The organism is Phaeobacter sp. CECT 5382 (genome assembly GCF_001457775.1).
Classification (GTDB): Bacteria; Pseudomonadota; Alphaproteobacteria; order Rhodobacterales; family Rhodobacteraceae; genus Pseudophaeobacter.
Genome location: NZ_CYSG01000012.1, coordinates 84,594 through 97,892, shown reverse-complemented (window position 1 = coordinate 97,892; position 13,299 = coordinate 84,594). Strand labels below are relative to the sequence as shown.

Here is a 13,299-nt window from a genome sequence, read left to right as displayed (position 1 = left end):
CGTGTATTTCGACAACAAGAAACCACAAACCCCAGTGCCTTTGATTTCACAGCAGGATTCTTTAGACCACCTCTGGTAGCGTTCGACGTCTGGACGCAAAGTGCAAGCCCTGGCAGCCACAGCCACATCACGCCGGCGAAAAGGCGCTAGTCGACCATAAAACGCCCTTTCACGACGGGGCTGCACTGGTATAAGCAGGGGATCTGCGACCCTTCCAGAGTCGCCCCTGCTGCAGTTCAATAGGATCACGTTTTATATGTCGTTTTTCGGAAATCTTGGCGGCTTGTTCACTTCGGATATGGCCATCGACCTCGGCACGGCAAATACGCTGGTCTATGTCAAAGGTCGCGGTGTGATCCTGTCGGAACCTTCAGTGGTGGCTTATCACGTCAAGGATGGGGTCAAAAAGGTCCTGGCCGTTGGCGAAGACGCCAAACTGATGCTGGGCCGTACACCTGGCTCCATCGAAGCTATCCGCCCGATGCGCGAAGGCGTGATTGCCGATTTCGACACCGCCGAGGAAATGATCAAGCACTTCATTCGCAAAGTGCATAAACGCTCGACCTTCTCAAAACCCAAAATCATCGTCTGTGTGCCCCATGGCGCCACCCCGGTGGAAAAGCGTGCGATCCGCCAGTCGGTTCTCTCGGCTGGGGCGCGGCGCGCCGGGCTGATTGCAGAACCCATTGCGGCCGCCATCGGGGCTGGCATGCCAATCACCGACCCAACTGGCAATATGGTTGTCGATATCGGCGGCGGCACCACCGAAGTGGCGGTTCTGTCGCTGGGTGACATCGTCTACGCCCGTTCGGTGCGCGTCGGCGGTGACCGCATGGACGAGGCGATCATCTCATATCTGCGCCGTCAGCAGAACTTGCTGATTGGTGAGGCCACCGCCGAACGTATCAAGACCTCTATTGGCACCGCCCGGATGCCCGACGATGGCCGTGGCCAGTCGATGCAAATCCGTGGTCGTGACCTGCTGAATGGGGTGCCAAAAGAAATCGAAATCAGCCAGGCCCAAGTGGCTGAAGCGCTGGCGGAACCCGTGCAGCAGATCTGCGAAGCGGTGATGACCGCGCTGGAAACCACGCCGCCGGACCTGGCTGCCGATATCGTGGATCGCGGCGTCATGCTGACCGGTGGTGGCGCCCTGCTTGGCGATCTCGATCTGGCCCTGCGCGAAGCCACGGGTCTGGCGATCTCTATCGCGGATGAAAGCCTGAACTGCGTGGCCCTGGGTACCGGCAAGGCCCTGGAATACGAAAAGCAGCTGCGTCACGCTATCGATTACGACAGCTAAGCCCTGCCTGCCCGCCACTGTAATTGGGAGCGGGCATTGACAGGCGCCCGAAAGGAGCCCCTTGGCCAAAGACCGCTCCCAGCGCGAAGACTATGCAACCCCGCTGCGCCGCCTGCTGGTCGTCGTGCTATGTCTGCTGCTTGCCGCCCTGTTTCTGGTCTGGCGCATCGACAGCCCCCGGGTTGAACGGTTTCGCGCCCAGCTGATTGATGCCGTCGTGCCAAATATGGACTGGGCCATGGTGCCCGTCACCGGAACAGTCAATCTGTTTCGCGATTTCCAAAGCTATCAGCGCCTGGCCGAACAGAATCGCGAGCTGCGCTCTGAGCTGCGCCAGATGCGGGCGTGGAAAGAAGCTGCACTGCAGCTGGAACAGGAAAACGCCCGACTGTTGGACCTGAACAATGTGCGGCTAGATCCACAGCTCACCTATATTACCGGCGTTGTGATGGCCGATAGCGGCTCTCCGTTTCGCCAATCGGTGATCCTGAACGTTGGTGCGCGCGATGGTATTCAGGATGGTTGGGCCACCATGGATGGCATTGGCCTTGTGGGGCGGATTTCCGGCACCGGGCGCAACACTGCACGGGTGGTATTGTTGACCGATGCGGCCAGTGCCGTGCCGGTGACCATTCAGCCGTCGGGCCAGACCGCATTGGTCACTGGCGACAATAGCGCAGCCCCCCTGATGGCCTTTCTCGAAAACGCCGATCTGGTCCGTCCCGGTGATCGGGTGATCACCTCAGGCGATGGCGATGTGTTTCCGGCTGGGCTGCTCGTGGGTCAGGTGACCCAGGACCGCAGTGGACGCATGCGGGTACGGCTGTCGGCCGACTATGAGCGGCTCGAATATCTGCGGGTGCTGCGCCATCACGGAACGCAGGTAATCCGCGACCCCGGCGGGCTGATTGTGCCCGCCCCCGGCGCCACCACGCCACGCGCGCGCCCCGGTGATCTTGCTCCGAATGCTGCGCCAGGAGAGGCCAGCGACAGTCAGGACAGCTCTGACGGAGCTGGCAATGGTTGAAAACACGCCTGCTAGGATCCTACTCATGCGCTGCGGTTTTGCCGGGCTGGCGCTGGCGGTGATCTTTTTTCGCCTGTTGCCGCTCGACACCCTGCCCCGCAACTGGGCGCCACCGGATCTGTTGATTGCGCTGACCATGGCCTGGGCGCTGCGCCGCCCCGATTATGTTCCGGTCCCACTGGTGGTCATGGTGATGCTGATGGCAGATATGCTGTTTCACCGCCCCCCCGGCCTGCTGACCCTGCTGGTGGTGCTGGGCGTGGAGTTTCTGAAATCCCGCAGTCAGCCCCATCAGGAGACGACCTTTGTCGCAGAATGGCTTTTGGTGGCTATGGTGATGACTGTTATCACCCTGCTCAATCGTTTCATTCTGTCGGCCTTTGCGGTGGAACAGGCGCCGCTCAGCCTTTCGGTGATTGAAATGCTGGCGACAATCGCCACCTATCCTTTGGTGGTTCTGTTCAGTCAGGGCCTTTTGGGCGTGCGCAAACTGTCGCCCGCCGAGGCCGAAGCCCTGGGAGCCCGCTAGTGAAACGCAATGCCAAGGAACTCGAAGGGGCCCACCGCAAGCTGAGCCGTCGCGCCTTGCTGCTCGGCGGGTTGCAACTGGGCTTTGCCGGCGGTCTGGCGGCACGGATGCGCTATCTGCAGGTGGATCAGGCCGATCAGTTCCGCCTACTGGCCGAAGAGAACCGTATCAATATTCGCCTGCTGGCGCCCGCGCGCGGGGAGATCTTTGACCGCAACGGCCAGACCCTGGCCCATAATTCGCCCTCCTACCGGATCATCATTGTCCCCGAGGATGCTGGTGACGTTGGCGAGGTGATCGCCAAATTATCGCGCCTGATCACGCTGGACCCCGAAGACGTCGAACGCGCCTTGGTCGAGATGCGCCGCTCACCGCCGTTTTTGCCGATCACCCTTGCCGATCAGCTAAACTGGGAAGACATCTCTAAGGTGGCGGTGAACGCCCCCGCCCTGCCCGGCATCACGCCAGAGGTCGGCCTGACGCGGATCTATCCGCAGCTGGATGATTTTGCCCATGTAGTCGGCTATGTCGGCCCGGTCTCTGACTATGACCTCAGCAAACTGGACAGGCCCGACCCGATCCTGCGCATCCCGCGTTTTCAGATCGGCAAGGTCGGGTTTGAGGCCAAACGCGAGGACGTTCTGCGCGGCACCGCCGGGGCCAAACGGGTCGAGGTCAATGCAACAGGCCGCGTCATGCGCGAGCTGGACCGCAAGGAAGGCCAGGCCGGCGCCGATATGCAGCTGACGGTGGATGCCGACCTGCAGAACTATGTTCAGGCGCGTCTGGGCAAGGAAAGCGCGGCTGTAGTCATTGTCGATTGCGAAAGCGGTGATCTGCGCGCTCTGGCCTCGGCACCAAGCTTTGATCCCAATCTTTTTGTGCGCGGCATTTCGGTGGCCGACTATCGGATGCTCACCGATGACCCCTACCGCCCGCTGGCCAACAAGACTGTGCAGGGCACTTACCCTCCCGGCTCCACCTTCAAAATGGTCACGGTCATGGCCGCCCTCGAAGACGGGCTGATTGGCCCCGAGGACACGGTCTATTGCCCCGGACATCTGGAGGTTTCGGGGCGGCGGTTTCACTGCTGGAAACGCGCCGGACACGGCCATGTCGACCTCAATACCTCGCTGAAACAATCCTGCGATGTCTATTACTACGACCTCGCCATCAAGGTCGGTATCGACAAGATCTCGGCGATGGCAAACCGGCTGGGTCTGGGCATGCGTCATGACCTGCCGATGTCGGCCGTGGCCAGCGGGCTGGCACCAAACCGCGAGTGGAAATCACGGGTGCGCGGTCAGGACTGGCTGGTGGGCGATACCGTCAACGCCTCGATTGGACAGGGCTTCATTCTGGCGTCTCCATTGCAACTCGCGGTGATGACCGCGCGTCTGGCCACCGGGCGCAGCATCGCGCCGCGACTGGTCAAATCCATTGATGGCGTCGAACAGCCCTCGGGCGCAGGCGAGTCCCTGGGATTGAATGAGAACAATCTGCGTATGGTGCGGCGTGGCATGTATTCGGTCAGCAACGACCGGCGTGGCACCGGCTATCGCTCGCGCATCATTGCCGAAGGCATGCGCATGGGCGGCAAAAGCGGCACCAGCCAGGTGCGCAACATTACCGCTGCCGAACGTGCCGCTGGTGTCATTCGCAACGAAGACCTTCCTTGGGATCGCCGCGACCACGCGCTCTATGTCTGCTTTGCGCCCTTTGACAACCCCAAATTCGCCGTCTCAGTCATTGTCGAACATGGCGGCGGCGGTTCCAAGGCGGCGGCACCGATTGCACGCGATGTCATGTTGCAGGCTCTTTACGATGGCACACCGCCGCTGGCAGCTTATCCCAAGGGCGACCGCAGCCGCATCAAGGCGCAACAGGAACGGCTGGAACGCGAACGCCTTCAGCGCGGCGGCAGTCAGGACAGTGATCAGGCATGAGCTATCTTGAGTACCACGCCAAATCCACGCCCACCGGCCTGCGCAAGATCCTCTATCTCAACTGGCCACTGACGCTGCTGCTGGCTTCGGTTGCGGGGGTTGGATTTCTGATGCTCTATTCCGTTGCCGGCGGTTCATTTTCGCCCTGGGCAGAACCCCAGTTCAAACGCTTCCTTCTGGGCATGTGTGTGATGCTGGTGGTCGCCATGGTGCCGATCTGGTTCTGGCGCAATATCTCGGTGCTGGCCTATCTGATGTCCATCGTTCTGCTCCTGGCGGTAGAGTTTTTTGGCACCATAGGCATGGGTGCTCAGCGCTGGATCGACCTTGGATTTATGCGTCTGCAGCCTTCAGAGCTGATGAAGATCACCCTGGTGATGTTGCTGGCCGCCTATTACGACTGGCTCCCGGCCGAGCGCAGTTCGCGCCCGATATGGGTGCTGGTGCCGGTACTGATGATCCTGTTCCCCACCTTTCTGGTGCTGCGCCAGCCCGACCTCGGGACCTCGATCCTGTTGTTGGCCGCAGGCGGCGGCGTGATGTTTCTGGCGGGCGTGCATTGGGGCTATTTTGCCGCCGTCATCGCGGCAGGCGTAGGCCTTGTCACGGCCGTGTTCCAAAGCCGGGGCACTGACTGGCAGCTGCTGAAGAACTACCAGTACCGCCGCATCGACACCTTCCTCGACCCCTCGCAGGATCCGCTGGGGGCAGGCTACCATATCACCCAGTCAAAAATCGCACTGGGATCGGGTGGCTGGTCCGGGCGCGGCTACATGCAGGGCACCCAGTCACGGCTGAATTTCCTACCGGAAAAACATACTGATTTCATCTTTACCACCCTGGCCGAAGAGTTCGGCTTTATCGGCGGCTTCACCCTGCTGAGCCTCTATATTCTGATCATCGTCTTTTGCGTCGCCACCGCACTGGCCGCCAAGGACCGGTTTTCATCGCTGGTAACGCTAGGCGTGGCGATCACCTTCTTCCTGTTCTTTGCCGTCAACATGTCGATGGTCATGGGACTGGCCCCGGTGGTGGGTGTGCCGCTGCCCTTGGTCTCCTATGGTGGCTCAGCAATGCTGGTGCTTCTGGCGGCCTTTGGCCTGGTGCAAAGCGCCAATATCCATCGCCCCCGCTAGCTGATTGATCCCCACCCGCCAAACACACAATAAAACGCACACATAGCAGGAGCTTTCCCCGCATGATCAAGGTTCAATTTGCAGCCCGCCCCGAACGCTGGACCGGCTACCAAGCGCCCCTGACAGCCGCCTTTGAAAAGGCAGGGTTGGACGTGGACCTGCGTCAGGATCACGCTCCGGCTGATGTCGACTATGTCGTCTATGCGCCCAATTCAGATTTACAGGATTTTACTCCCTACACAGGCTGCAAGGCGGTGCTCAGCCTCTGGGCGGGGGTGGAAAAGATCACTGGCAACCAAACCTTGACCATGCCGCTGTGCCGGATGGTCGATCCCGGCCTCACGGCCGGTATGGTGGAATGGGTCGCAGGCCATGTGCTGCGCTATCACCTCGATATCGACCGCAGCATCGCAACACAGGACCGATGGGAGCCGGTGGTGCCACCTCTAGCGCAGGAACGTCCGGTAGCCGTTCTGGGGCTCGGCGCACTGGGGGCTGCCTGCGCCCAGGGGCTGGCCAAGTTTGGCTTTCCCGTCACCGGCTGGTCGCGCTCCCCCAAGGAGATTTCTGGGATCATCTGCCAACACGGCCCAGATGGTCTGACCCAGGCCCTCTCGCAGGCGGAAATCCTGGTACTGTTGCTGCCAGATACACCGGCCACCGAAAACATCCTGAATGCCGAAACCCTGGCGCAGCTGCCAAAGGGCGCGCGGATCATCAATCCCGGGCGCGGGCCTCTGATTGATGATGCAGCACTGCTGGCGGCACTGGATACCGGGCATATCGCCCATGCGACGCTGGACGTGTTTCGCGTGGAACCACTGCCCGCCACAGATCCCTATTGGGCACATCCAAAGGTCACTGTGACGCCGCATATTGCCGCCGAAACCCGCGCCGTGACTGCAGCACAGATGATTGCCGAAAACATCCAGCGCGGCGAGGCAGGTGCCCCCTTTCTCAATCAGGTCGACCGAGAACTGGGATACTGATTGCCATGAAGCAGTACCCACCGAGGACTTTTACCTTCTAAAAGTATTCCGGGGGAAGTCGCAGACCGGGGGCAGAGCCCATACCGCCCCTTGGTGGGGTGCACAGCCCCTCCCCCGGCTCACAAGAACTCCTATTTCGCCGCCAATCCGCGCCCTTTGAGCAGCGCCTCTACGCCCGGCAAACGGCCGCGAAAGGCGGTATACAGCTCGGCTGGATCTACCGAACCACCGGTAGAGAGAATGTATTTCTCCAGGGCTGCAGCCCGTTCCGGATCAAACGCCCCCCCCGCTTCTTCGAAGGCGGCAAAGGCATCGGCATCCATGACTTCGGACCACATGTAGCTGTAGTAGCCGGACGAATAGCCATCGCCCGAAAACACATGCGCAAATTGCGGGCTTGCATGGCGCATGGCGATGGCATGGGGCATGCCGATATCCTGCAGCACCTCTGCTTGTTTCGCCATCACATCCTGAGGTGCCGCGCCCTCATGAAAGGCCAGATCTACAAGTGCTGACGCCACATATTCCACCGTCTGGAAACCCATGTCAAAGGTCGCAGCGCCAAGCACTTTTTTCAGCAGTTCCGGCGGCATTGCCGCGCCGGTTTGCGCATGGGTTGCAAACTCTCCCAGAACCTCCGGCACCTCCAGCCAGTGTTCATAAAGCTGGCTGGGCAGTTCCACAAAATCACGCGCCACGGATGTGCCAGAGATGCTTTCATAGCTGACATTTGACAGCATCTGATGCAGCGCATGACCAAATTCGTGAAACAGCGTCCGCGCATCATCCCAGGACAAAAGCGCTGGGTCGCCCTTGGCAAAGTTGCAGACATTGATGACAATCGGTGTCTGCTCTTTTGGGAACTTCGCCTGACTGCGCATCGCCGAACACCAGGCCCCCGACCGTTTCGATCCACGCGCAAAATAGTCGCCAATAAACACCGCCAGATGTTTACCATCGCGCGTGACCTCCCAGGCGCGGCAATCCGGGTGATAAAGCGGGACATCCAGAGGCGCGAATTCCAGCCCGAACAACCGGTTGGCGCAGGCGAAACTGGCCTCGATCATGCGGTCCAGCTGCAAATAGGGCTTCAGCTCCGCCTCGTCCAGATCGTGTTCGGCCTTGCGGCGCTTGGCGGCATAGTAACGCCAGTCCCAAGGTTCCAGATCGCCATTGACACCATCCTCATGCATCATCCGCGCCAGCACTTCGGCATCGGCTTCGGCTTGGGCTTTGGCCGGTTTCCAAACATCCATCAGCAGGGCGCGCACCGCTGCCGGTGTCTTGGCCATTTCGGTTTCCAGCTTGTAGTCAGCAAAGCTGTCATAGCCCAAAAGAGTCGCCCGTTCCGCCCGCAAGGCCAGGATTTCGGCGGCAATCGCGCGGTTGTCCGTTGCGCCGCCATTGGCACCACGCGCGGCCCAAGCCACAAATGCCTTTTGGCGCAAATCGCGGCGTGGCGAAAACTGTAAAAACGGCGTGATGATCGAACGCGACAGCGTCACAACCGGGCCTGCGGCACCTTTTTCCGCCCCGGCGGCCCGCGCCGCCGAGATCACGAAATCGGGCAGCCCCTCGAGATCCGCTTCTGACAGTTCCATGAACCAGTCGCGTTCATCCGCGAGCAGGTTTTGGGTGAATTCGGTCCCCAAGGTGGCAAGGCGACCCTTGATCGCCTGCATCCGCTGATCCTGCGCGCCTTCCAAGGCTGCCCCCCCCCGGACAAAGCCGCGATGCGTCAGCATCAGAACCCGGCTTTTTTCCGGTGTGAGATCCAGTTGATCGCGCTGTTCCCAAACCGCATTTACCCGCGCGAAAAGCGCTTTGTTTGCTGTGATTTCGGAGAAATGCGCGGCCAGTTTGGGCGAGAATTCTCGCTGCAGTTCTTCGCGTTGTGGATTGCTGTCGGCCCCGGCGACCGTAAAAAACACCGAAAGAACCTGCTCCAACCCTCGACTTGGGGTTTCCAGCGCTTCGATCACATTGGCAAAGGTCGCAGGTTCCGGGTTAGTGGCGATCTGCGCGATCTCAGCCTTGTGCTGGCTGAGGGCCACATCCAGCGCGGGGGCAAAATCCGCATCCGAAATCTGGTCGAAAGGGGCAATTTCAAAAGCGGTGTCCCAATGGGCCAAGAGGGGGTTTGTCATCGAAGCGTTCTCCTTTGCGCAGGAGGCTAGCCCCAATGGAAGATGGCCGCAATCCGCTGGCGCGCGAGTGGTTCATCAAAGCATAAAGCTCAGCGGAAATCAGCGCCGGGCCTGGACCGCAAGATCTGGACAGGGGGGCTCCCACCAGCGCCAACGGCATCAAAGATGCCGCCTTACTGTTGGGCGTGGCCGCGCGCCAAGGCGCGCGGCGGTTGCGTTTTTTTGGCCGGTCGAATGCGTACAGAAACCGGGGGGTGCAGAATAGACAAGCCTGCGGTCATGCAAGCAAACCGTCAGGCGCAGCTATGGTTACGCAGCCCCACAAATTGGGCAATCCTGCCGGTTAGAAAGGCGGATCTTGCGGCTTTCGCCATAGAGCGCATCATAAATCAGCATCTCGCCGCGCAGAACCGCGCCGGCCCCTGTGATCTGCTTGATTGCCTCGACCGCCATCATGGCGCCGACCACGCCCGGAAGTGGCCCAATCACGCCGGCCTCAGAACAAGACGGTGCCAGCCCGGCGGCCGGAGCTTCGGGAAAGATGCATTGATAACAGGGCCCACCCTGTTTCGGGTGAAACAGGCTCAGCTGGCCTTCCCATTGCGACAAAGCCCCGGAAATCAGCGGCTTGCCCAGTCGCACCGCCATGCGATTGACCAGATAGCGGGTTTCGAAATTATCCGTTCCATCTAGGATCAGATCAAACTCTGTAAACAGGTCCGCTGCGATGTCTTCGGTTAGGCGCCGGTGAAAAGGCCGCACCTCGACATAGGGGTTTTGCGCCTTCATTGCAGCTTCGGCCGAAAAGACCTTGGGCATGCCAATATCTGCATCGCGGTGAATGACCTGACGTTGCAGATTGGCGTTTTCCACCTCGTCATCGTCAATCACACCGATGGTGCCAACCCCGGCAGCCGCCAGATATTGCAGCGCAGGTGCGCCCAGCCCGCCTGCTCCGATCACCAGAACCCGCGCCTGTTTGAGTTTTTTCTGCCCCGGCCCACCCAGTTCCCGCAGGACGATGTGGCGAGCATAGCGGTTAAGTTCGATGTCGGAAAACAGAGGCGGAGTATGTGACATGCGACTGGCTGATCCTAAGCTTGCTTTGGGTTGCGCGCGCTTCTTTAGCTTTGAGATAATCCACCCGTAGCCCGCCGCCAAGAGGGCAATTGTGCCCAGGATCAGCCATGGCTGGACAGATCCGCCAGTAGCTTCGCGTAGGCTGTGCCCCTGCGGCAGGGTAAGCTGTAGCGCGAGCACAGCTGTAAACAGCACCAAAAGCAAAGACGCACGCAGCGCCCGCGACCAGCCCAGAAAGCCGCCGCCCCACCAGATAAATGCCGCCAGTGCCAGAATTCGCAGCATCAGCCAACCCCGGTGGAGCCAAAACCACCACTGCCACGCGCGCTGTCTTCGAGCGCCGTTGCCTGCGTAAACTGCGCCTGCACAACTGGCGCCACAACCATCTGGGCAATTCTGTCGCCGTGGCTGATTTCAAACGCGACCTCACCGGCGTTCATCACGATAACACCCAATGGCCCGCGATAGTCACTGTCGATGGTGCCGGGACTGTTGGGCAGGGTGATGCCATGTTTCAGCGCCAGTCCCGAACGCGGGCGGATCTGCACCTCATAGCCTGCGGGGATCTCAATCCGCAGCCCCGTCGGCACCAGAGCACGACCACCGGGTGCCAGAGTAATTTTCTGCCGATCCGGCAGGTTGGCCCGCAGATCTGCACCGGCAGCGCCGGGGGTTTCATAGGCAGGCAAAGGCAGGTTCTGATCCGCGCCTTCGTCATAGATCACACGGATTTCAACCATGTCATATCCTCGTGTTGTGCTGACTATTCTAGCCGATTATTGAAAGCTGCCCTTCCCTCGCGTTACCAGACCGGGTCGACCTCAGGCCTCGAGCGCCTCAGCAATTCTTTGCGTCAATCTGACAGCGACTTCGTCCTTGCCCATGCGCGGCCAGGCTTCAGCGCCTTGCTCCGAGATCAGCACCACCGCGTTTTCGCGGCCTCCCATGATGCCGGTTGCAGGTGACACATCATTGGCGACAATCCAGTCACAGCCCTTGCGCAGCCGTTTGGCAGTGGCATTTTCGACCACGTCGTTTGTCTCGGCGGCAAAGCCGACAACCAGCGGCGGACGCCCCGCGCCCATCTGCGACACAGCTTTCAGGATGTCGGGGTTTTCGGCAAACTCCAGCACGGGCAAGCCGTCTTTTGATTTCTTTAGCTTGCGATCAGAGGCACTGGCGACGCGCCAATCGGCCACCGCAGCTGCAAAGACACCGACATCCACAGGCAGCGCGGCCTGCACTGCCGCCTCCATCTCAAGCGCGCTCTCGACCGCCACGACCTCTACCCCCTCGGGGGGCCGGACCTCTGCCGGGCCCGTGATAAACACCACATCCGCCCCTTGGTCGCGCAGAGCACGGGCCAATGCGCTGCCCTGCGCCCCAGAGGAGCGGTTGGCAATATAGCGCACCGGATCGATCGGCTCATGTGTCGGGCCAGAGGTCACCAGAATACGGCGCCCAGTCAGTGCACCTTTCCCTACGCGCTCTGGATTGAAATGCGCGGCAATCGCCACGACAATCTCATCCGGCTCGGCCATGCGGCCGGGGCCGAATTCACCACAGGCCATGTTGCCTTCATTAGGACCAACGAACTCGATACCATCGCCGCGCAGCCTCTCTATGTTGCGCTGGGTCGCCGCATGCTCCCACATGCGCACATTCATCGCCGGGGCCACCAGAACCCGCGTATCGGTCGCCAACAGCAGGGTCGAGGCCAGATCATTGGCCAGCCCCTGCGCCATCTTTGCCATCAGATCTGCCGTGGCCGGGGCCACCACCACCAGATCCGCACTGCGCGACAGCTGGATATGGCCCATCTCGGCCTCAGAGGTCAGATCAAACAGATCCCGGTGTACTGCGCGTCCTGCCAGAGCAGAGACCGACAGCGGCGTGACAAATTCTTCGCCTGCCCGGGTCAGGACCGGGCTGACCGAAGCACCCTGATCCTGCAGGCGACGGATCAGCTCCAGAGATTTATAGGCCGCGATGCCGCCGCCAATGATCAGAAGAATGTGTTTTCCAGCCAGCGCCATGCTCAACCCCAATTTGCCCCAATTTGCCCACCCCGATCTTCTTTGGGCCCAATTGTAGCCAGGCCCCGAAGTCAAAAGCGACCCTACCGCCTGCGCAGCAAAGTGTGAAACGCTTTTGCGGATCCACCCACCACAGGCATCGCAGAACTCGCCGGGGCAGTCAGACAGCGGGGGAGCTGCGCTGGCTATTTGCTGTTTGAAAATGCCAGGCAGGAATCCGGACGGTCAACAGCAGGCGCATTGGCCAAAAGATCAAAGACCCCGCTGATCTGCCCCGCCTCCATCTGACCGAGGCTGTGGATCACCAGATCCGGTGCAGCTCTGGACAAGTAGACCGGAAGGCCGCGATCCGTGCGGGCATGGCCATTGCCGGTGATCACCACCACCGGGCCACCTTTTTGGATAAATGCCCGCTCGGCGACCGCAGCAAGGCTGGTGTCGCGCAGGCGTTGAAAATCAACCAGCATCGGCAACATCTCAGCAGGCATGGCATTACAGTGATTGGCCAGCTGGTCCGCTTCACGCTCGGCCTGCTCGGCCTCTGCCAGGGGCCGGTCCAGACCGAAACGCGCGGCATCAGCACCGAAATGACTGGCAACCCCCGCCTGCAGCGCGGCCTGTGATGCAGCGCGCGGCACCAGCGCACCATAGTGCGGAACATTGGCTGCCGCCTGAAACACCGGCGCATAGAGCGCAAAATCCGGCCAGCCCGATGTATCCCAGTCCAGCGCCTGCGCAGTCCGCTCAGAACTGAGCAAAAGTTCCGGTGTGAGGGTCTCCGCCTGCGCCTGCGTGATCATCTCCCAGACAACGGCAGATGGCTGCAGGACCTGGACCAGCTGCGACTGAAGCGCATGGTGTTGAGCATTGTCGTGGACCTCGCCCAAGACAATGACATCCGCACCAGACAGCTTTTGGGCCAGCTGTTCAGCCAACCCCGCGACTTCCGCTTGACCCAGAGCCACCCCATCATGGGGCTTAGTCGCGGCTTCCACAGCCTGCGCGACAGTCGGGACTGACAGGGTAAAAGGGACTGACAGGGCAAAGCCCGCCACCCAGAGCAGGGCTGACACGGACACTGCCGGGGGCGCTAACAGGGAGGCGAC

General features: G+C 60.8%; 11 protein-coding genes. 6 read left to right on the top strand and 5 right to left on the bottom strand.

Annotation, left to right across the window (positions count from 1 at the left end; genetic code table 11):
• Positions 1–256: 256 nt before the first annotated feature.
• The 6 genes from PH5382_RS13630 to PH5382_RS13605 all read left to right on the top strand — a co-directional run bounded on the left by PH5382_RS13630 (position 257) and on the right by PH5382_RS13605 (position 6,930).
• Positions 257–1,303, top strand: a complete 1,047-nt coding sequence (locus tag PH5382_RS13630) for a rod shape-determining protein (protein ID WP_058334944.1) — start codon at positions 257–259, stop codon at positions 1,301–1,303.
• A gap of 61 nt (positions 1,304–1,364) precedes the next feature.
• Positions 1,365–2,330, top strand: coding sequence for a rod shape-determining protein MreC (mreC, locus tag PH5382_RS13625; protein ID WP_058334943.1), 966 nt, complete (start codon positions 1,365–1,367; stop codon positions 2,328–2,330).
• Positions 2,323–2,859: a hypothetical protein gene (locus PH5382_RS13620; protein WP_058334942.1), complete on the top strand. Its 537-nt coding sequence runs from the start codon at positions 2,323–2,325 to the stop codon at positions 2,857–2,859. Before mreC ends, PH5382_RS13620 begins: the two co-directional genes overlap by 8 nt.
• Positions 2,859–4,805: a penicillin-binding protein 2 gene (mrdA, locus tag PH5382_RS13615; RefSeq protein ID WP_058334941.1), complete on the top strand. Its 1,947-nt coding sequence runs from the start codon at positions 2,859–2,861 to the stop codon at positions 4,803–4,805. Before PH5382_RS13620 ends, mrdA begins: the two co-directional genes overlap by 1 nt.
• Positions 4,802–5,941 (top strand): rod shape-determining protein RodA, encoded by a 1,140-nt coding sequence (gene rodA / locus PH5382_RS13610; protein ID WP_058334940.1) that lies wholly within the window; start codon positions 4,802–4,804, stop codon positions 5,939–5,941. Before mrdA ends, rodA begins: the two co-directional genes overlap by 4 nt.
• Positions 5,942–6,003: 62 nt before the next feature.
• Positions 6,004–6,930, top strand: coding sequence for a 2-hydroxyacid dehydrogenase (locus PH5382_RS13605; RefSeq protein WP_058334939.1), 927 nt, complete (start codon positions 6,004–6,006; stop codon positions 6,928–6,930).
• 131 nt (positions 6,931–7,061) lie between these two features.
• On the opposite strand, the gene PH5382_RS13600 is transcribed toward PH5382_RS13605, so the two are convergent.
• The 5 genes from PH5382_RS13600 to PH5382_RS13580 all read right to left on the bottom strand — a co-directional run bounded on the left by PH5382_RS13600 (position 7,062) and on the right by PH5382_RS13580 (position 13,266).
• Positions 7,062–9,077, bottom strand: a complete 2,016-nt coding sequence (locus PH5382_RS13600; protein WP_058334938.1) for a M3 family metallopeptidase — start codon at positions 9,075–9,077, stop codon at positions 7,062–7,064.
• A 309-nt stretch (positions 9,078–9,386) separates the two neighbouring features.
• Complete coding sequence (locus PH5382_RS13595; RefSeq protein WP_058334937.1) at positions 9,387–10,442, bottom strand: HesA/MoeB/ThiF family protein; 1,056 nt, start codon at positions 10,440–10,442, stop codon at positions 9,387–9,389.
• The gene (dut, locus tag PH5382_RS13590) at positions 10,442–10,897 is read right to left on the bottom strand and encodes a dUTP diphosphatase (protein ID WP_058334936.1); all 456 of its coding nucleotides are present in this window, start codon (positions 10,895–10,897) and stop codon (positions 10,442–10,444) included. Before dut ends, PH5382_RS13595 begins: the two co-directional genes overlap by 1 nt.
• Positions 10,898–10,978: 81 nt before the next feature.
• Positions 10,979–12,193 (bottom strand): bifunctional phosphopantothenoylcysteine decarboxylase/phosphopantothenate--cysteine ligase CoaBC, encoded by a 1,215-nt coding sequence (gene coaBC, locus PH5382_RS13585; protein ID WP_058334935.1) that lies wholly within the window; start codon positions 12,191–12,193, stop codon positions 10,979–10,981.
• Positions 12,194–12,378: 185 nt separating this feature from the next.
• Positions 12,379–13,266 (bottom strand): ChaN family lipoprotein, encoded by an 888-nt coding sequence (locus PH5382_RS13580; protein ID WP_231751877.1) that lies wholly within the window; start codon positions 13,264–13,266, stop codon positions 12,379–12,381.
• Between the last annotated feature and the right edge of the window lie 33 nt (positions 13,267–13,299).

Coding starts and splice junctions, on each gene's coding strand:
- PH5382_RS13630 (WP_058334944.1), top strand. CDS start 257: ATGTCGTTTTTCGGAAATCTTGGCGGCTTGTTCACTTCGGATATGGCC.
- PH5382_RS13620 (WP_058334942.1), top strand. CDS start 2,323: ATGGTTGAAAACACGCCTGCTAGGATCCTACTCATGCGCTGCGGTTTT.
- rodA (WP_058334940.1), top strand. CDS start 4,802: ATGAGCTATCTTGAGTACCACGCCAAATCCACGCCCACCGGCCTGCGC.
- PH5382_RS13605 (WP_058334939.1), top strand. CDS start 6,004: ATGATCAAGGTTCAATTTGCAGCCCGCCCCGAACGCTGGACCGGCTAC.
- PH5382_RS13600 (WP_058334938.1), bottom strand. CDS start 9,077: ATGACAAACCCCCTCTTGGCCCATTGGGACACCGCTTTTGAAATTGCC.
- PH5382_RS13595 (WP_058334937.1), bottom strand. CDS start 10,442: ATGCTGCGAATTCTGGCACTGGCGGCATTTATCTGGTGGGGCGGCGGC.
- dut (WP_058334936.1), bottom strand. CDS start 10,897: ATGGTTGAAATCCGTGTGATCTATGACGAAGGCGCGGATCAGAACCTG.
- coaBC (WP_058334935.1), bottom strand. CDS start 12,193: ATGGCGCTGGCTGGAAAACACATTCTTCTGATCATTGGCGGCGGCATC.